Source organism: Alicyclobacillus sp. SO9 (genome assembly GCF_016406125.1).
Lineage (GTDB): Bacteria > Bacillota > Bacilli > Alicyclobacillales > Alicyclobacillaceae > SO9.
The window spans coordinates 3,544,981-3,564,059 of sequence record NZ_CP066339.1 but is presented as its reverse complement, the minus strand read 5'-3'; the positions used below and the strand labels follow the sequence as shown (position 1 = coordinate 3,564,059).

The window sequence follows — 19,079 nt, the reverse complement described above, 5'->3', positions numbered from 1 at the left end:
TACTGTCATGCGAGAAAACCAAAGTTCTCACTGGTGTATCAGCCAACTGAAGATTTGAGCCCGAACGAAATTACTCAAAAAATTGAACACTTAAAGTCCGAATGGCATCATAACCATAGTCGGTCTTCTGCGAATGACGGCTCGGTATGGAGACAGATGTTCCACCGAAAGCGTTGAACAAACACTCGACCTCGTCGGATGCATTGCAACTCCAAATCGGTCTGCCTATCTACCTGAAGACTGCTTTTGGATGATAGTTGTATGAGGATACGGGATTTCAATTGCGGCTTCGTCTAGTGCTTCCTTTAGGGCTTTGCGCAGGATTCTTTCTACTGCCCATTGCTGCAGGTTGACTGTCTTGGCTATAATGCGCAGCGTTATGTCTGATGATCCTAGATTTTGCACACCGACTACGTTAGGACCTTCAATAATGTCTGGTGTGGCTGCCGCAATCTCATCGCACTTTCGTTGCAACACGTTAATTGCGTCATCAATATTGGATTCGTACGATATGCTCAGGTCAACAAGGGCCTGCATGTTTCCGCGAGAATGGTTTGTCAGAGAACTGACTTGCCGATTCGGTACATAGTGCAGGTCTCCGTTGAAACCGCGGATCTTCATGAGGCGAAGGGTAAATTCTTCTACAATTCCAGAGTATCCCGCAACCGTCACATATTCCTCAATGTCCACTTGTCCTTCTAGGAGAATAAAGAAGCCTGTGACAACATCGCTGACGAGACCTTGCGCACCAAACCCAATCGCAAGGCCAGCTACCCCTGCACTCGTTAAAATTGCGGAAGTAGGAACTCCAAACTTCCGAAGAATTGCTGTCACGGCAATGAATAAAATTACATATGAAACGATACTTGTCAGGATTGTCTGTATCGTGCGAATTCTTTGCGAGCTCGCTTGGTTTAGTTTGTGACTGTGTTTAACCGCGCCGGCAATGATTCTCTTTACAATGGCGTTCACAATTAAAGCGATGACTAAAATTACAATGGCCGCACCGATTGAGAGTGCGAAGTGTCCAGATATTTGTGCCCAGTTAATCATCATACTACAGCCTTCTCCTCTCCCAACAAGATTTCACATGACACAGATAGGCCGTGACAGTCGCGCTCGCCTGTACGCCTTTCTCATGTACACTTTTACACTTCTCTTCATCAAATAAAAATCCTTCAATAGAAAATCCGTGAGGAACGGTACACAACTACCGGTTAAGACGGCAGGACCTCCTTTCCATGAAGACACTCGGAGTGGTCCGTCTCTCATGCGTACGAGGAGGTACACAGATAGTCTCGAACGGTCATTTTATTTTCGGTGTCAGGTGCTAAAATCAACGTGTCTGCGAGAAACGGACACCCAACTGAACGTATTGAACCGGCTGGGACTATACCTTTAAGGGGGAAGATACGCGTATGACAACGGCTGCAGTGTCTTCTAGAGTTACCCTGTTTAATCAGGCAATTCGGGTTGTCTGCAAACGGAATGTGGAAAGAGGTCGTGCGGAACTCTGTACCTACGATGAAGTGGCGACGTATCTGAACAACGGCTATCAAGCCTACGAAATGTACCTGAATAATGGCTGTAATCCTCGCGAAATTGCTGAGTGTTTAATGGAATTGCGTGAAGACGTACATGATTGGTGGCGTGTCGTTGGTCATGACGGTTTCTTAGAAACAGAACCTGCAGCGCTTCGAAGTCAACAGTATGATGAGTTGAAGCACCATGGATTCCAATTTGACGGGCCCAATGTGATTCTGCAGTGACAATAGACATTCATAGTGACTGACTTGAGAGAAGTCGCGCTATGTTCTAAAGAGTTCATAGATGCCGTCGAGTTGAGCCCTGGAACCGAAGTTATTCGGTACCAGGGCTCTCTCTTCGTTTAAGGTATCTTTCTCATGTCGCGGGCTTCTTGAGCCTGCCTCAAAGCTGTATCCTTGTCTTCACCCATACTGGCTGCAACGGCAGTTGCTACGGCTCCTTCGACAAGTGGAGCGTCGACAATGGAGACCCGGTCCTGGAACTCTGCCGGCAGCATCTCAATGGCCATTTCGCAACTCAGGAGAGCGCTGCCCAAATCGAACAGCAGGAGGATGTCTCCTTCATCGGGGCACTGGAGCAGGGCATCGTAAATAAGAGTAGCGTCGGTGCCGAGTCGGTCTTGGAGACCAGAGGCGCTTGCAATATGGACTTCATCATGAGTCATTTGTTGCAACAGTGCTACAAGTCCGGTCCCCAAGTCAGCGCTGTGGGATACGATTATAATGCTAAGGTTCGCCATAGGATAGGATCCATTCCTTCTATCAATATACTTGCGAGGGCTTCGAACAACATGGCACTTGAGATACTGCCTGGATCGCAGGTACCGATACTGCGTTCTCCCAAGTAGGATGCCCGCCCTCTTTTCGCGATTATCCCTTTGGTAGCAAGCGCTGATTCTTTTGCGACGAGGCAAGTCCTCTCGTAATCAATGGCGCCATTATCTTTTAACATCTCTGCTACCGCGGGCGTCCACACGTCCACCATCGTTTTATCACCGAGAGAAGCTTTTCCTCTTGCAGCCAGCCCGTCCAGTGCAGCTTGAAACCCGTTCCCCATTAAGGTTGGGTCAATGACAGCACAGCCTTTCCACGCCGCTGCTAGCTTCATGAAAACCGTACCATAGAGGGGTCCGGACGCTCCGCCAACTGTGCTTAACAAGCTCATGGCAACGGTTTGTGAGGCAGACGCCGGGTCGAGTGCTGGTGATTCCTGAAGTTTATGCGCGGCGGCCTTGAATCCGCGTGACATATTGGAACCGTGATCGCCGTCCCCAATCCGGTTGTCGAGGTCGTTCAAAATGTCTGCAAATTCACTGAGCTTCTGCGAGTAGGTGTCGATGAATTGAGAAAAGGCGCTAACATCAAATTCGGTCAAGTAGAATCCCCTCCATTCACCACGCGGGAGCTGTGGTTACGGCATCAAGAAAGTCGCTCATTTCATCATCAAGTTTTAGAACTGATATTGAGAATCCAGCCATCTCTAGCGAAGTCATGTATTCCCCAATGAGGGTTCTGTGAACGACTAACCCTTTCTCTTGCAGCATTTTTTGAACGGAGACGTTTGCTATATACAGTTCGCTTAAGGGAGTCGCGCCCAGTCCGTTTATCAGTACTGCAACATTGTCCCCGGGTTTGGCAGGGGTGTTTGCAAAGATTTTTGCAATGAGCATTTCTACGATTTTTGCAGCACTGACCCATTCCATTCGCTTGACTCCAGGCTCCCCATGGATACCGATGCCAATTTCAATTTCATCTTCCCCAAGTTCAAAGCTTGGTTGGCCGCTTGAGGGTACAGTACAGGGGGATAGAGCTACGCCCATGCTATGAACATTGTCAATCACACGTTGTGCGATAGATTTCACTTGCTGGAGGTTGCGGCCTGCCTCTGCCGCGGCCCCTGCAATTTTATGGACAAAAACCGTACCAGCAATGCCGCGCCGACCAACCGTGAATGTGCTGTCTTCGACTGCAACGTCGTCATTGACAATCACTTGCTCCACTTCAATGCCCTCTGCTGAGGCCAGTTCAGCTGCCATCTCAAAGTTCATGACGTCTCCCGTATAGTTCTTGATAACAAGAAGTACGCCTTTGCCTGTGTCGACTGCCTTGATGGCATCCAGCACTTGATTTGGTGTAGGAGAGGTAAACACTTCGCCAGAAACGGCCGCGTCCAACATTCCGTATCCCACAAAACCTGCATGGGCCGGTTCATGCCCGCTTCCACCGCCGCTGACCAAAGCTACTTTTTCTTCACTTGCAGCGCGCACGACGACTTGAGTTCCGGGCAGTCTCTTAAGGCTGGGCTCTGCATTGACCAACCCGTCAATCATTTGATTGACATAGTTGGCTGCGTCATCAATGACCTTTTTCATTTCCTCCACCTCCGGATTCTGTTCTGCGGCTCATGCTCCCTCATGAAAGGGTTTTCCTGTCAGAAACCATAAAACCGCAGTCCCTGTTGAAAAGGGAAACCTGCGGTTCTCTTAATCTCTACCGGATATCAACTTGTGAGGTGAGCCAATCATACTTTTACAGTACACGTACTTCTCTGATAAATCAAGATGTGATGCAAAGGAGAGACTTAGAGAGTGTGTTTGTTCTTTGCTACGCATATTGTCTCACTCTTGACAATATGAATTAGTGTTTCGTATAATCCACACAAGCTGTTGAATACGCTTTCCTGCGTCGAACGCGTATCGTCAAAAGTCTGTTTACAAGTTAATAACTAATAGAGATTTTGAGAAGACCACTAGTATGCCTTGACTTTTTCCCGTCAAGGTAAGTGGTCTTTTTTGATTCCTAGTGTACTCATTCATCCGGAGTTAACTTGAATCAAGACGCGGGAAAGACATTGGAGCAATGACGCAGTTTGGAAAAGGGGTTGGTGCAGCCAAGGTGTAATTCGCGATGCAGTAGTTAAACCGCCATCAAGTAGAAATATGGAATTAAATAGGAATGTAGCTGGAATAGAGCGAGAGGAGTGTTTTGATGTGAGAAAGACGTTATGGGGAGAGTTGCTTGCAGAGTTCATTGGTACTTTTGCCCTAATGGCTTTTGGCGACGGCGTTGTGGCTGTTGCGGTCGCAGGTCTGACGGAGTCCGGAAGAACACAGGTTATTTTTCAGGGAGCCGGGGGTTGGTTATTAATTACCCTGGGGTTGGGCATTGGCTGTTACGCTGGCCATCTATGTAGCTGGGGGCGTGACAGGCGCACATATCAACCCTGCGGTGACATTCGCTATGGCAATCAAAGGAGACCTTCCTTGGAAAAAAGTTGTGCCTTACTGGATTAGCCAGGTTGTTGGAGCATTTCTCGGGGCTGCGATTGTTTACGTAGACTACTACAAAGCCATTAATGCATGGAATGCGGCACATCATGTGGCAAGCCGCGGGGCTTCCGGTGGACTGACAACATTTAGTATTTTCGCCACATTCCCTGCTCAGTACTTTCACGGAAATATGTTTGGACCTTTTCTTGATCAGGTCATCGGCACGTTCTTCCTGGTTTTATTTGTCCTGGCAATAGGAGATTCGAGAAATACCGGAGTAAAGTCCAACATGGCTCCATTCATGGTTGGTATGGCTGTTGCTGCAATCGGTATGTCCTTTGGGGTCGATGCAGGATACGCGATTAACCCGGCGAGGGATTTCGGTCCTCGACTCTTTACTTGGCTGGCAGGATGGGGCAGCAATGCGTTTCCTGGCCCCGGAGGATACTGGTGGGTTCCTATCATAGGTCCGCTAGTCGGCGGAGGAATTGCTCCGTTTATCTATAAGTTCTTTATTGGAAAAACCTTAGACCAGTTGCAAAAGTCCTAGTCTCTGCGTGTTTTGGGTAAGACAATGTTAGCCGCTATGTTGAAGGAACTGAGGAGGAGATGTACCAATGGCAAATTATGTGCTTGCAGTTGACCAAGGTACCACGAGTTCAAGAGCCATTCTCTTTGGCAAAGACGGTTCCATAAAAGGTGTTGCTCAGCGTGAATTCCGGCAAATTTTCCCACAAGCTGGCTGGGTAGAGCATGACGCAATGGAAATATGGGGATCTGTGCAGGGGGTCGTCTCTGAGGTTTTGGCAACCCAACAAGTGTCCGTCGAAGACATTGCTGCGATTGGTATAACAAACCAGCGGGAAACAGCAGTCGTGTGGGATAAGAAAACTGGGCAGCCGATTTACAATGCTATTGTTTGGCAATCACGGCAAACGGCCGGGATTTGCGATGAACTGAGAAATCAGGGGCTCAATGATACGTTTCGAATGAAGACCGGACTGTTAATTGACGCATACTTTTCCGGTACAAAAGTGAAGTGGATTTTGGACAACGTAGATGGTGCGCGGGAAAAAGCGGAGAAGGGTGAATTGCTGTTCGGCACCATTGACACGTGGCTTGTCTGGAAAATGACGGGCGGCAAAGTTCATATTACAGATTACACGAACGCATCACGCACACTGATGTACAACATTTATGACTTGAAGTGGGACGATGAGTTGCTCAAGCACCTCACGGTACCCAAATCGATGTTGCCTGAAGTTCGTTCCTCCTCTGAAGTGTACGGAACTACGGACGCTGCGGTGTTCTTGGGTGCGGAAATACCGATTGCCGGCATTGCAGGCGACCAGCAGGCCTCTCTCTTCGGTCAAGCATGCTTTGAGCCAGGACTGGCAAAGAACACCTATGGCACGGGCTGCTTTATGCTGATGAACACAGGCGAAGAAGCGGTACGGTCTGAAAATGGACTGCTCACGACGATAGCGTGGGGAATAGACGGAAAAGTTGAGTACGCTCTTGAGGGGTCGATTTTTGTAGCGGGATCGGCAATACAGTGGTTACGAGACGGACTTCGAATGTTAAAAAGCGCAAGTGAAAGTGAAAGCTATGCTGAAAAAGTGGAGTCTACAGACGGTGTCTATATGGTTCCGGCATTTGTGGGGCTTGGAACGCCGTATTGGGACAGTGAAGCTCGCGGAGCCATTTTTGGATTAACCCGCGGCACGGAAAAGGAACACTTTGTACGCGCAACTCTTGAGTCATTGGCTTATCAGACGAAGGACGTCTTGGGTGCGATGGAGGCTGACTCCGCGTTGCCGCTGAAGAAATTGAGAGTCGACGGGGGAGCGGCAGCGAATAACTTTATGATGCAATTCCAATCCGATGTGCTCGGTGTACCTGTTGAGAGGCCTCAGGTGCTTGAAACAACAGCACTAGGTGCCGCTTACTTAGCGGGTCTGGCTGTGGACTTTTGGAAGAGCAGAGACGAAATTTCGAATAATTGGTCAATCGATGTGACATTCGAGAGTAAGATGGACGAAGAAGTTCGCAATAAGTTATACTCGGGTTGGCAAAAAGCTGTAGAAGCGACGCGCGTTTTCAAGTAAAATATAGATAGCACAAATTTGTGTGTGTTGTACACCCTGGTTTGAGATGTATAGCAGTATGTCTTTCTTGAAAAGTTAAAACTGTCGTGTGTTGAGTATAGGAGAAACCACAAGATGGCCTGGAAGGGGCCGTTTTGTGGTTTTTATGTTAGGAGAGCGATGAATATGGGACAGAAATTCACCTATTTAGAGAGAAATAATGTCATTTCTGAAATGCAGTCTGCTGACTTGGATGTTCTGGTTGTCGGCGGAGGTGTCACCGGAGCAGGCATTTTGCTCGATGCACAGAGTCGCGGTATGAAATCCGGGTTGGTAGAGATGCAGGATTTTGCAGCGGGGACGTCGAGCAGGTCAACGAAGCTTGTTCACGGCGGCCTCCGATACCTCAAGCAATTTGAAGTGGAGTTAGTTGCTGAAGTAGGGCAGGAGCGCGCGATTGTTTACGAAAATGCCCCGCATGTAACGACACCCTTGTGGATGATTTTACCTATCGTAAAAAAAGGGACATTTGGTATGTTTATGAGTTCTATTGGTCTTTACATGTACGACCGTCTCGCCAAAGTGAGAGAAACAGAGCGCCGTACCATGCTGTCGAAGCAGGAAGCAAGGGCCATAGAACCTTTACTGCGCGCAGAGGACCTGAAAGGCGCGGGCAAATATGTGGAATACAGAACGGATGATGCACGTCTTACACTGGAAATTATGAAGGAAGCGGTCCATCGTGGAGCGTTGGCTTTAAATTATACACGTGTCACTCAGTTGGTGTATGAGCACGGGAAAGTAATCGGAGTAGAGGTGTCCGATGTCGTGACCGGTACATCTTACGTGATTAAGGCAAGCAAAGTCATTAATGCAGCAGGTCCTTGGGTTGATGACCTGCGGACCATGGATAAATCAAAACAAGGTAAATCGCTGCACTTGACCAAGGGTGTACATGTGGTCGTTGACCAATCCCGTTTTCCTCTGCAAAACCCTGTGTACTTTGATGTGCCTGACGGAAGAATGGTTTTCGCAATTCCAAGGGAAGGAAAAGTGTACGTCGGGACAACAGACACGAATTATCAAGGCGATCCCAAGTTACTGCGAGTCACAAAGCAGGACAGGGACTACTTGGTCGACTGTGTCAACAGCATGTTCCCGTCAGTACAACTTACGTCTGAAGACATAGAGTCATTTTGGGCGGGCGTCAGACCTTTGATTCACGAAGACGGTAAGGCGCCTTCGGAGATATCCCGCAAAGATGAAGTTTTCGTATCAAACAGCGGACTCATTACAATTGCAGGAGGAAAGCTGACTGGATACCGCAAGATGGCAGACAAGGTGGTTTCTCTTGTCTCAGATGAGCTGAGAAACGAAACCGGCAGGGAGTTTGCGGACTGCTTTACGGACAAGATTGAGCTGTCTGGCGGCAAATTTGGTGGTTCTCATAACATGCGGGGATTTCTCGAGAAGCAAATCGAAGAAGGCGTCTCCCTGGGCCTGTCTCGGGAGGAAGCTGAAAGGCTTGTCAACAGGTATGGTACGAACGTCATTACCGTGTATGATATTTTGAAGGCGAACCAGTTAGAAGCGCAAGCGTCTGGATTGTCGTTGGAAGTTTATGGGGCGCTTGTGTATGGCTTGGACAACGAAATGGTGATGACTCCTTCCGACTTCTTTATCCGCAGAACCGGCGCGATGTTCTTTCACATCGATTGGGTTCAGAAATGGAAAGTTCCAGTCATTAACTACATGGCAAAAGTGTTGAATTGGTCCGAGAATGAGACACAGAAGCATGCAGCAGATTTAAACTATGACATCAGTGTGGCAACAGAGGTCGTATCCGACGACGAATGACTTTGCTTTTGAGACCATCACGGCCAATCGACTAGAGCGTGTTGCATTAGTTTTGAGAGTAAGAATGTTGTGTTAGCTAAGACTGGAAGAGGAGGAATTTGTAATGACTCACAGTTATGATGAAGTGCAGACTGACAACCACTCGGGCGCAGATCCGTTGGAACGGCTTCTCGAAGTCGCGGCAGGTAAAGAAAAGTCCCTAGAGAGACTGCTCAACATTGTGGAAGAACTTGATAAAAATGGATTTTTAAGTACTATCGGATACTTTGTCAATGATTTTGAAGACCTCGTGGACGAGGGAATTGAAAAGGCGACGACTCCCCAGGCGTTTAAGTTGTTAGCATTGGGGCCCGTTATTAAAGAGACTGCAGGGGAGTTGGATATTACGCAGTTGCCCCGTGTAGTAAAGCATATGAATGCGCTGATGAAAGGTATGGGCGATGAAAATTCTTCTATTCAGATTCACGGAATGTTGGATTTGCTCAAAGTTCTCAAGGATCCCGATATTCGTTTGGCACTGTCCAGTCTATTCAACGGCCTAAAATCCCTTGGTCAGAGCCTTGCTAGTGACACACCGTGAGGCCTGCCACAATAACAACAGTATGAACCTGCGATTTGCTGCATAGGTTGGGAACAAGCTCTAGACTGTGAAGTGAGTTAACGATTGGTCGAGAGCCTCCGTAAGTGCTGTCTTCCATGTTCTTTCACCTCTCAAAAAAGGAGGGTATAAGATTTTGAAAATTGAAGACCAGTCAGTCATACCTGCAGCAAGAAGCATCAAGGATTTTGAGATGCTGCTGGACATGTCGTTTAAGTATATTATATTTCTGGACGTGCACATTGCTCAACTGGTCTATCTCCGGAGACAAGCACGCGATTTTGGTAAAAAACTTGTATTGCACGCCGATCTCGTGCAAGGTCTGCAACATGATGAATCTGCAGCACAGTTCCTGTGTCAGGTAATCAAACCCGCAGGTCTGATTTCTACGCATTCTAAGGTTATTGCGACGGCTAAAAAACACGACATCATGAGTATTCACAGAATTTTCCTGATTGATTCCCATTCATTAGAAACCAGTTACAGAGTGATGAAGTCTTCTGAACCGGACTACATTGAAGTATTGCCCGGGATGATGCCGAGACTGGTACAAGAGGTGGCCGTTGCGGCAAATCGGCCCGTGTTGGCAGGTGGTTTTATACGTACAACGGAGGACGTCAATACGTTGTTGTCTCACGGAGCAGCAGCCATAACCACGTCATCAAAGGATATCTGGCGGAAATTTAGACCAGATTAATCCCTGCACAATTCTCTGTTTTCCACGCAATTCGACGTGTTTTGCAGTATACTTTCACATAGAGGCATTGAGCAAGACGGTGTCTGCAGCAGCGCTCATGGGTCTTCGCGCAAGCAAGTCCATGCTGAGAGCAGCAGTAAAACGGTAGATAAGGGAGTATGAACAGATGACTGAGAAGACAGTTCGTATTTCTAATCCGACAGGATTGCATGCACGTCCGGCGGCTGAGTTTGTCAGGGAAGCAGGGAATTATTCGAGTCAAATTTATATTAAAAAGGCTGACAAACAGGTCGATGCAAAAAGCATTCTCGGTGTAATGTCGCTTTCGGTGCGCCAAGGGGATGAAATCACCATTACGGCGGACGGTTCAGACGAGACGCAAGCTGTTGATAACCTGACCAAGGTACTCTCTGCGCTCGAGGGGTAAGTTTGGGTGTGGAAGATACAGCTTTGATAGGGCGTAAGAGCGGCAGGTGACCTGCGGGTCACCTGCTTTCTGTTGCCGCAAGTTCAGATTCTGTCACTTCATGCGCAGTTTTAATTGGTGTTCGACTGACAACACAAGAGACAAGATGAGCCCGAGCCATATAACAACCGCTGCAATAAATGCTAAATGAAGAATGTATGCCATGACGGCAGCTATAAGGAGAGCAACCACCAATGTCCATGCGAGCCTGGCATCGTCAACAACAAGTCCCCATAATGTACTGATGACCTTCTTCATCCAATCACCCCTCGATTGAGCCCTGCTGGCCAGTAACTGTCGTGCTTAATTTTGTGCGGCATCTAGTTATCAAGATTGAAGAGAGAATGAACAACGTAGCGGCAATATACAAGATGGACAAGTCTTGTTGCGGCCACTTTACTTTCAAACCCTCTCCGACCCAAAATGCTCCAAAACTTGTGAGCATAATACCAACTACGAACTTCATGGTGTTTTCAGGGATTCTCGTCAGCGGACTGCGAAGCAGGAGTCCGACGAGGGCAACCAGGATGAGAGCACTCGCGGCACCCCAGACAGCATATTTCATGTTGTTCGTACTAAGCCCGATGGTAATCACAATAAATACGGCCTCAAGCCCTTCCAGAAAAGTACCGCTAAACGCGGTCACAAAGGCAAACTTGTCGATGCCTGAAGTGGACGGGACAGCCTGCTTCTGGCGCTCAACTTCTCTTTCATAGCTCTGAGCTTCGTTATGCAACGCTTTTAGCCCAGAGTAACGTAAAATCGACTTACGTAACCAGCGGATCCCAAATAGCAGTATAAAGAGACCGATGAGAAGAGAAACCCACGGAATCTGAACAACCAAAACCAATGGCGTACCCACAATAGCAACCAGGGCGCCGAGGATGACGACCGCCGTCAGTGCCCCTGACAAGGCACTTTTCCAACCTCTGATTGTGCCGACAGCCAAGACGATGGTCAGGGCCTCAATAAACTCTACACTTGCCCCAAGGAAACTTGCCAGTGAGGCGTAAGAATGAAACATACCGGCACCTCTCCTTCAAATATCATGCTCAATGCCTGCCCTGCGGGTTTCGTATCCTGTCTACTGCCTTCAGGTGCTGCATAGCTTTTCAAGCCATTTCGCTGCGCGTTCCTGGTTGGAACATTCAAAGTAGTCCCTGGCTTGCAGTTTTCGAAACCACTTCTGAAGACGCTTTAGTTCCGACTCCCTGGTTTCAGCTGACATAGAACTCTTTGAAAAATTTCGGCACGACTCGATAAAGTCTTCGTATTCGGCCTGACGCGCCTCATTAAATAGTGCCGTCAATTGCTCGGTGCTTTGTTCTGCGAATTGCTCCACGTCGAGCCATATTACCTGACCTTGCCCTGCTTCGATGAGAGCGCGGAGTTGGTGCAATTTTCGGGTCGTTTCAGGCGTGCTGGGAACAACGTAGAATGATTGTTGCAGAGCCAGTGCACCAATTCTTCGCAGGATGCGCCAGGTCCTCACACGCAGCGTGGACGTTTCGTGGGGCACCCGGTACGAGAACAGAACCCATATCGTCTTGTTGCTCAAGCAATCACCTCGGTATTCGGTGAGAATTCACCTAGTACCAAGCTATCATTTGAAGTTAGAAAATGCAACATGTGTTTCATTTTATGGTGAGAGGTACTTCGGCACACGCATCGAGTTTAACCTAGATTCAAACAGCACGGGCATACGGCAGACTGCTGACGTTGCAAACGTGACTCACTTTGAACTACCATTAGCAGGGACCAACTGTTCGGGCCCAATCTATCTTCTGAATGCGTTTTGGAATCGGCAAGGGCATCGAGGGTCGCTACAATCTTGGGGGGAACATGGAACCGATGAATGAGCAGGCAGCAAACAACAAGGATTTAGTGAACCGCGGTCTGTCGAAAGTACCGCGAATTACAGTGTATTTTTGGATAGTGAAGTTACTGACAACGGCAATGGGTGAATCTACATCTGACTATTTGGTTTATCACATAAATCCATACCTTGCAGTAGGCCTTGGTGCCCTTGGTTTCGTCGTTGCGCTGGTGTTACAGTTTTCCGTTCGCAAATATATCGCGTGGGTCTATTGGTTTTTGGTCGTCATGGTGGCGATTTTCGGAACGATGGTGGCCGATGTGACACATATTGTGTTGGGTGTACCTTACTATGTGTCTACTCCCGTGTTCGCGATTTTTCTGGCCGCGGTGTTTAGCACATGGTATAGAGTTGAGAGGACACTATCTATCCACAGTATCTTTACGCCTCGGCGTGAGGTGTTTTACTGGCTTGCAGTTTTGGCCACATTTGCCATGGGGACCGCTGCCGGGGACATGACGGCGACAACATTTCATTTAGGGTACTTTGCCTCGGCTATGGTATTCGCAGTGTTGTTTCTCGTCCCCGCTGCCGGGTACTTTATCTTCAACAGGAATGAAATCTTTTCCTTCTGGTTTGCCTATGTCATTACTCGTCCACTGGGTGCGTCCTTTGCTGACTGGTTTGGAAAACCCAAGGGAAGCAGCGGTTTAGGCTATGGTGATGGGATTGTCGCTACAATTCTCACAGTATTCATCATCTTTTTTGTCGCCTATCTTGCCGTCAGCCGAAAAGACGTCCAGAGAGAACCGGAAACACGAATAAGCGAAAGCCAGTTTACGCTCTTTTAACGTAGGTTCTGGATCATCACAATAATTACACATCTTCCTCAAAAGTCCTCAATACTTGCTGTCTATACTAACCCTATTGAATCAGTTTGGTATGTGGGGACCAATGAGGAGGGATGCTCCATGAAGACAAAGCTCACAGGTGCGGTTGCGCTTTCTGCCGTGCTGGGGCTGTCAGTTGCCGGATATGCCTTATATCACAAGGACTTTCGAAGTTATCAAAGCTTCCCTTCAACGCAGCGTTATATCGGGGGAGATACGACTGCCGGATTCACTATCACTGAGCAGCAGTCTACCGCAGCACCGCAGTCTGTTTCTCGATGGACATCAAATGCTCCTGCAGAGAGCGAGTCAGAAGTGGGGACTCCAACTGTACCGAGCTCTGCTTCACCTTCGTGGCAGCCGTCGAGTCCTCCGACTCAACCTGCCGTTACGGTTTCGACTCAATCTGTAGGCGGCACAGCAACAGCAGGGATGCCGGCCAACACGCAGCCATCGAGCAATTGGGCAGGATACGTGGCAAAACCGGTCTCTGGTAACGGCTACACTTCGGTATCTGGAAGTTGGACGGTACCCAGGGTGGCAAGCGGACAATCCGGTGCCGCGGCACAATGGGTTGGACTTGGCGGTGTGTCATCTAACAACTTGCTTCAAATGGGAACGGTGGAACAAGGCGCAAATGGAAGTGAACAAGTAGATGTATTTTGGGAGAAGCTTCCGAATACTGCACAGAGTGTCATGACGATTCCAGTTGGGTCTACTGTTCATGTAACCATAGCGAAAGCAGCAGGGTTACAATGGAATCTCGAATTTTCTGCCGCAACGCCATCGGGTCAAACAGTGACACGAACTATAAGGACAACGCTTACGGCCAGTTATGCCCAAGGCATCGGTACATCTGCGGAGTGGATCAGTGAAGACCCATCGAACGCCAATGGCAATCTCTATCCACTGGCAAGTACTGCAAAGGTTCAGTTCACTGGAGCTACTGTGAACCACCAAGCTCCTGCTCTGAAAGGAAACTCTATGAAACCGATGGCACTGGTTTCTTCATATGGGACTGTTTTGATAGCACCATCGAAACTAGGGCACAACGGGCAGTCCTTTTCCACGCAGACTGTCGCGACACAGGGCAACATTGGCGGGTACGACACGGCAGCAACGGGACGGAGCTTTGCGCCAGGGTACGGCCATTCTTGGCGCACCAGGGGAAGCGGCAGTTTCTACCCGAGAACGCACCGTTCTTACGGGCAGTTCGCCAATCGCCGTGGAGGAGATGGAGATTCGGCCGCTGTTTCTTTATATACGCAACGAAGCACGAATGCCAATTCAGCTTATGTCTGGGGACGTTAGTTAAGGGTACCACTACGTAATCTCTCGAGAACAGCGCACGGTTAACTCCGCGTGCTGTTTTGTTTTGTTGAAAATGCCATTTAGTTATCTACTGGCCCAAACCAACGTGTGGCCAGGATACGATAAAAAGAATGCTAGTCTATTCGTTATAGTTTCAGACGATTCTAAATTGAGGTGTTGATTTAAAAATAATAACATATTATTATTGAATAAATGGTGAACATTCCATGCATGAGAATGGAGATTGTCAATGAGAAATTTGAAACTAAGTGGCCAATTAGTTCAGGAACTTGGGCGTGAAATCATAAGTGGTGAACTTGAATCCGGACAAGTGCTCCCAAGTGTGGAAGCCCTGAGTGAAATGAAAGGGGTCAGCAGGACTGTAACGCGTGAGGCTCTAAAAGGACTGTCGACGCTTGGCCTCATTGCCTCACAACCTAAGGTTGGAACAGTGGTTCGTGACAGGTCTGACTGGCAGTGGTGGAATACTGATGTACTGCGCTGGTCGATAGATACATCGCTCAATCAGAGGTTTTTACTACAGGTCGTAGAAATCAGGTTGGTGATTGAACCTGCGGCAGTAGCTATGGCGGCGAAAAATGCCACCGACGAGGATAGAAACGAAATTAGATTAGCATTTGCTAAGCTTCAACAGTCGACTGACAACGAATCCGACTGGGCAACTGCAGACTACGATTTTCACGACAGTATCATTGCTGCTGCACACAACGAGCTCATGTTGAACTTGATAAGACTTTTACGGGATGCGCTTTTGTATAGCAGACGTAAAACAATTCCGGTTCTGAAAGCAAGAGAAGAACAACCGAGGGCCAATGCACTGACGCAGCATAAGGCTGTTATGGACGCAGTTTGTAAAGGTGACGAAGCTGGAGCTAAACGTACCATGACGGAATTGCTGCAAAGTGTGACGGCGTTAATTGAGGAAAGCAATGAAGGGAGTGCTGATGTTGGGAAAGACTCTAGTGAGATTTCATGACGGAAGTAAAGTTCGTTTTGGATTTGTCGAGGACAACTCTGTTCACGCACTGAAAGGAAGTTACGATACATTAGGTGACTTACTGTCCAGCGGGGTTGTTGAAATGAGTGAACCTCCGACATCTGAGAAATTTTCGCTCAGCCAAGTGAAATTGCTCAGTCCAGTCACGGCACCTGCACAAATTATTTGTCAGGGTGCAAACTATTCCAACCATCGACAGGAAGCAGGTATGGAGCCGAGCAAGCCCTCCTATAATCTCATTTTTACTAAGTCCTACACATCCTTGTCAGGTCCAACCGACAACATCGTCAGACCGCGACATGTAGAACTCCTGGATTATGAGGTCGAAGTAGGCTTGGTTATCAAATCTCCCTTAACGTCTCCAACAGAGATTACGCAAACCAACTTTTTGGATTATGTAGCTGGCATCGTGATTGCGAACGATGTTTCGGCGAGAGATGTTCAGTTGGTTGAAGGTCAGTGGTTTAAGGGCAAGAGTTATCGTACATTCTGCCCGACAGGACCGTTCTTGTACCTGTTTGGCAAGGATGAAGCGAGCCTTATTCATGATTTGGATTTGAATCTTTCTGTAAACGGTGAAGTGAGGCAGTCCGCAAACACAAATCAACTGCTGTTTAAGCCTGAAGAGTCTCTTTCAGAACTCTCGGAAATTGTAGACCTCTTTCCCGGCGATCTCGTTTTAACTGGTACCCCAGGCGGCGTCGCACTTAAGATGGACAGGGAAGACATGGTCTACGTTTCCAATGCCACATTGCCGAGTGAAGACAGAATGCAACGTCTCTTAAGCACTCAAAAAGAAAGGCAGGCATATTTGAAGGACGGTGATGAGATTCGAACGGAAATCAAAAGCAGTGACGGTCGAATCAACTTGGGCGTTCAACAGAACAAAGTGGTTTCTGGCGCCGCGAAATAGTCTTCGAGAACAGTAAGTTCAGAGGGAATGAAATCCGCTGGCCGCCGGCTCTCTTCAATAAAGGAACTGAAGCAGGTCTGCCCGGAGGGCCAGTGGTCTAAATAAGTCGGCGGGGAAGGGGATGTTTTGTATAAGAGAAAAGTTACGAAATCTTCCGGGGATTTTGAAATATAACTGAGATGAAGTATAAATCTATGAAGCATTTTAGAAGGAGGAACAACCATGATTAAGGTGTTTCGTTTAGGTTATGTTCACTTTCAGACACAAAACATGGAGAGAATGCTGGAGTACTATACGGATGTGCTGGGCTTAACGGTCACTCAGCAAGACAGTCAGACGGCTTATGTAAGCACTTCCATTGACCATCACAATATTATTTTGGAACAGTCCTCAGAGTCTGGTGTTGTCGGATTTGGTCTGCAACTGGTTCCGGAAATGTCAGTAGCAGAGGCTGCGTCAGAACTGGAGCGAATGGGACTGAATGGGAATGTGAAGACAGACCCGATGCCTGGAGTTTCAGAGTTGGTTGAGTTCAAGGATATAGATGGATACACCGTTCAGCTTTTCGGAGAGATGGAACTGGCAGCTGAGGGCTTTAAAAAGACCGGCGTCGCACCAAACAAAGTGGGGCACCTGTCACTTCGGGTACAGGACGCAAAGAAGTCCGTCGAGTTCTATAAGCAGTTTGGATTCACAAATACGGATTGGATTGAAGACTTTTTTGGATTTATGACGTGTAACCGAGACCACCACGTCTTGAACTTTGCGACATCTGATAGAAAAGAAATGCATCACATGGCTTTGGAACTTAGAGATTACAGTCACTTGATACAGTCAATGGATACATTGGGGCGCAACGGTATCCGAATTCTGTGGGGACCGTCCCGTCACGGAGCCGGGCATAACATTGCGACATACCATCGTGATCCCGATGGGAACATGATTGAACTGTTCACAGATGCGGACATCTACGTTCCAGAATTAGACATGTTCGAACCGCGGCCGTGGCATGAAAACTACCCCCAGAAACCGCGCGTGTGGGAAACAGAAGAGTGTATGACGCGCTGGGGAACTGCATTTGAGCAATCGTTGGTCTAGGGTGAAACAGTGATTCACTGATTATATAACCAATCTAAGGGGGATATCTAATGGCAAACCGAATGCTCATTAAGAATGGCTGCGTCCTGACAATGGATGAATCTCTGGGGAATTTTGAAACGGCAGACGTCTTGATTGAAAACGGCAACATCATCTCTGTTGGACCAAACATTGACGCATCTGACTGTGAAGTAGTGGACGCTAGTGAAATGATTGTTTTGCCTGGGTTTGTGGACACACACCGGCACGTTTGGGAAGCGGTCATTCGAAACGCAGGACCTGATTGGACGCTCCCGACATATCTGAACCACCTGTATTTTGGCGGGCTGGGCGGAGTACTGCGACCGGAGGACGTGTACATTGGGAATTTGCTCGGCGCATTGGAAGCCTTGAATGCCGGCATCACATCGCTTTTGGACTGGTCTATGATTAACTCGCCTGAACACGGAGACGAAATGGTGCGCGCGCTGCAAGAGGCGGGAATTCGTGCAGTGTTTGCTCACGGAACACCGTTGCGCGGGGCCGGTGACTACTGGCACAGGGAAAGTGCACTGAATCACTCTGACGATGCGACCCGGTTAAAAGAAAAGTATTTCTCATCCAAAGATCAGCTTTTGACCATGGGTCTGGCAATCCGCGGACCGGAATTTTCATCATGGGAATCAACCCTTCACGATATAAAGTTGGCCAGGGAATTGGATGCAATCTGCTCGATGCACGTGGGCTTTGGCTCCTGGGGTTCAGCCGACCGCTCCATTGAGAAAATGTACAATGCGGGTCTCTTGGCTCCCGATCTCAATCTCGTGCATGTCAACTCTATCAGTGATGAAGAATATAAGATGATTGCAGACACTGGGGCGTCGGTCTCAGTAACGCCTGAAGTCGAATTGATGATGGGTCACGGCTACCCTCTCACAGGCAAACTCACAAAGCACGGGGGACGTCCCACAATTGGAATCGACGTAGTAACTTCCACCGGCGGCGAGATGTTTGCACAGATGAAGTTTATGGCACAGGCCGAGCGCTCTCGCATTAATGAAACAGTGTTGGCACGCGGAGAGATGCCGGAGAGTCTGCCTATGACAGCCAAGGACATACTGCATTTTGCAACGGTTGACGGTGCCAGAGCATTGGGGCTGGAAGGGAAAGTAGGTTCTTTGACACCGGGTAAACAAGCCGACATCATCATGATTCGGGCTACGGATATTAACATGACTCCCATGAACGATCCCGTTGGTTCCGTAACCTTCTCCGCACACGTTGGAAATGTGGACTCGGTCTTTGTTGCAGGAAAAGCAGTGAAGCGTGACGGGCGCCTGTTGAACGTGGATATGGACAGAATTAGAAGCCTTGCCTCTACATCACGAGACTACATTTTCTCTGAATACGGAGTACCTGAAGGCGCATGGCCAATGTAATCATTGTGCTGTCGAGGTTCTGCAAACTGAAACTGGGTGACTAACGCATCTTTAAAGCGTTCACGGATTTCGCATCAGCGGAATCCGTGACTTG

Annotated in this window: 21 protein-coding genes; 14 read left to right on the top strand and 7 right to left on the bottom strand. The window is 48.3% G+C overall.

Annotated elements, in window-relative coordinates:
* Positions 1-225: 225 nt before the first annotated feature.
* Entirely contained in the window at positions 226-1,056 is an 831-nt protein-coding gene (locus tag GI364_RS16715; RefSeq protein WP_198850374.1) for a mechanosensitive ion channel family protein, read from the bottom strand.
* Between the two features lie 362 nt (positions 1,057-1,418).
* On the opposite strand from GI364_RS16715, the gene GI364_RS16710 reads away from it, so the two are divergent.
* The gene (locus tag GI364_RS16710) at positions 1,419-1,769 is read left to right on the top strand and encodes a hypothetical protein (RefSeq protein WP_198850373.1); all 351 of its coding nucleotides are present in this window, start codon (positions 1,419-1,421) and stop codon (positions 1,767-1,769) included.
* A 119-nt stretch (positions 1,770-1,888) separates the two neighbouring features.
* Here the strand turns inward: GI364_RS16710 and dhaM are convergent, their stop codons facing one another.
* Genes dhaM through dhaK form a run of 3 tightly spaced genes read right to left on the bottom strand, consistent with a single transcriptional unit; the run spans position 1,889 to position 3,919 of the window.
* Positions 1,889-2,287 carry a dihydroxyacetone kinase phosphoryl donor subunit DhaM gene (gene dhaM / locus GI364_RS16705; RefSeq protein ID WP_198850372.1) on the bottom strand — a complete coding sequence of 133 codons (399 nt, stop codon included), beginning with the start codon at positions 2,285-2,287 and terminating at the stop codon, positions 1,889-1,891.
* A complete protein-coding gene (gene dhaL, locus GI364_RS16700; RefSeq protein ID WP_198850371.1) occupies positions 2,266-2,922 on the bottom strand; it encodes a dihydroxyacetone kinase subunit DhaL in 657 nt (218 codons plus the stop codon). Before dhaL ends, dhaM begins: the two co-directional genes overlap by 22 nt.
* 16 nt (positions 2,923-2,938) lie before the next feature.
* Positions 2,939-3,919, bottom strand: a complete 981-nt coding sequence (gene dhaK / locus GI364_RS16695) for a dihydroxyacetone kinase subunit DhaK (protein WP_198850370.1) — start codon at positions 3,917-3,919, stop codon at positions 2,939-2,941.
* Between the two features lie 618 nt (positions 3,920-4,537).
* Here dhaK and GI364_RS24935 point away from each other — a divergent pair.
* The 7 genes from GI364_RS24935 (at position 4,538) to GI364_RS16665 (ending at position 10,482) form a co-directional block, all read left to right on the top strand.
* Positions 4,538-4,840, top strand: coding sequence for an MIP/aquaporin family protein (locus tag GI364_RS24935; RefSeq protein WP_233096217.1), 303 nt, complete (start codon positions 4,538-4,540; stop codon positions 4,838-4,840).
* On the top strand, positions 4,749-5,366 hold the full coding sequence (locus GI364_RS16690) for an MIP/aquaporin family protein (RefSeq protein WP_233096183.1): 618 nt from the start codon (positions 4,749-4,751) through the stop codon (positions 5,364-5,366). Before GI364_RS24935 ends, GI364_RS16690 begins: the two co-directional genes overlap by 92 nt.
* Positions 5,367-5,433: 67 nt before the next feature.
* Positions 5,434-6,924, top strand: coding sequence for a glycerol kinase GlpK (gene glpK / locus GI364_RS16685; protein ID WP_198850368.1), 1,491 nt, complete (start codon positions 5,434-5,436; stop codon positions 6,922-6,924).
* Between the two features lie 165 nt (positions 6,925-7,089).
* Complete coding sequence (locus GI364_RS16680) at positions 7,090-8,760, top strand: glycerol-3-phosphate dehydrogenase/oxidase (protein WP_198850367.1); 1,671 nt, start codon at positions 7,090-7,092, stop codon at positions 8,758-8,760.
* 103 nt (positions 8,761-8,863) lie between these two features.
* Positions 8,864-9,340, top strand: coding sequence for a helical membrane plugin domain-containing protein (locus GI364_RS16675; protein ID WP_198850366.1), 477 nt, complete (start codon positions 8,864-8,866; stop codon positions 9,338-9,340).
* A 154-nt stretch (positions 9,341-9,494) separates the two neighbouring features.
* On the top strand, positions 9,495-10,055 hold the full coding sequence (locus GI364_RS16670) for a glycerol-3-phosphate responsive antiterminator (protein ID WP_198850365.1): 561 nt from the start codon (positions 9,495-9,497) through the stop codon (positions 10,053-10,055).
* A 166-nt stretch (positions 10,056-10,221) separates the two neighbouring features.
* Entirely contained in the window at positions 10,222-10,482 is a 261-nt protein-coding gene (locus GI364_RS16665; protein WP_198850364.1) for an HPr family phosphocarrier protein, read from the top strand.
* A 93-nt stretch (positions 10,483-10,575) separates the two neighbouring features.
* On the opposite strand, the gene GI364_RS16660 is transcribed toward GI364_RS16665, so the two are convergent.
* The 3 genes from GI364_RS16660 to GI364_RS16650 form a co-directional block, all read right to left on the bottom strand.
* Positions 10,576-10,779, bottom strand: coding sequence for a hypothetical protein (locus GI364_RS16660; RefSeq protein WP_198850363.1), 204 nt, complete (start codon positions 10,777-10,779; stop codon positions 10,576-10,578).
* Positions 10,780-10,783: 4 nt separating this feature from the next.
* On the bottom strand, positions 10,784-11,545 hold the full coding sequence (locus GI364_RS16655; RefSeq protein ID WP_198850362.1) for a COG4280 domain-containing protein: 762 nt from the start codon (positions 11,543-11,545) through the stop codon (positions 10,784-10,786).
* Between the two features lie 69 nt (positions 11,546-11,614).
* A complete protein-coding gene (locus GI364_RS16650) occupies positions 11,615-12,079 on the bottom strand; it encodes a Chromate resistance protein ChrB (RefSeq protein WP_198850361.1) in 465 nt (154 codons plus the stop codon).
* 284 nt (positions 12,080-12,363) lie between these two features.
* Between GI364_RS16650 and GI364_RS16645 the strand changes: the two genes are divergently transcribed.
* The 6 genes from GI364_RS16645 to GI364_RS16620 all read left to right on the top strand — a co-directional run bounded on the left by GI364_RS16645 (position 12,364) and on the right by GI364_RS16620 (position 18,985).
* On the top strand, positions 12,364-13,188 hold the full coding sequence (locus tag GI364_RS16645; protein ID WP_233095835.1) for a COG4705 family protein: 825 nt from the start codon (positions 12,364-12,366) through the stop codon (positions 13,186-13,188).
* Positions 13,189-13,308: 120 nt separating this feature from the next.
* Positions 13,309-14,538 carry a G1 family glutamic endopeptidase gene (locus tag GI364_RS16640; RefSeq protein WP_198850360.1) on the top strand — a complete coding sequence of 410 codons (1,230 nt, stop codon included), beginning with the start codon at positions 13,309-13,311 and terminating at the stop codon, positions 14,536-14,538.
* A 250-nt stretch (positions 14,539-14,788) separates the two neighbouring features.
* A complete protein-coding gene (locus GI364_RS16635; protein WP_198850359.1) occupies positions 14,789-15,535 on the top strand; it encodes a FadR/GntR family transcriptional regulator in 747 nt (248 codons plus the stop codon).
* A complete protein-coding gene (locus GI364_RS16630; RefSeq protein ID WP_198850358.1) occupies positions 15,504-16,469 on the top strand; it encodes a fumarylacetoacetate hydrolase family protein in 966 nt (321 codons plus the stop codon). Before GI364_RS16635 ends, GI364_RS16630 begins: the two co-directional genes overlap by 32 nt.
* 222 nt (positions 16,470-16,691) lie before the next feature.
* Entirely contained in the window at positions 16,692-17,567 is an 876-nt protein-coding gene (locus tag GI364_RS16625; protein WP_198850357.1) for a VOC family protein, read from the top strand.
* Positions 17,568-17,617: 50 nt separating this feature from the next.
* The gene (locus GI364_RS16620) at positions 17,618-18,985 is read left to right on the top strand and encodes an amidohydrolase family protein (protein ID WP_198850356.1); all 1,368 of its coding nucleotides are present in this window, start codon (positions 17,618-17,620) and stop codon (positions 18,983-18,985) included.
* The last annotated feature ends 94 nt before the right edge of the window (positions 18,986-19,079 follow it).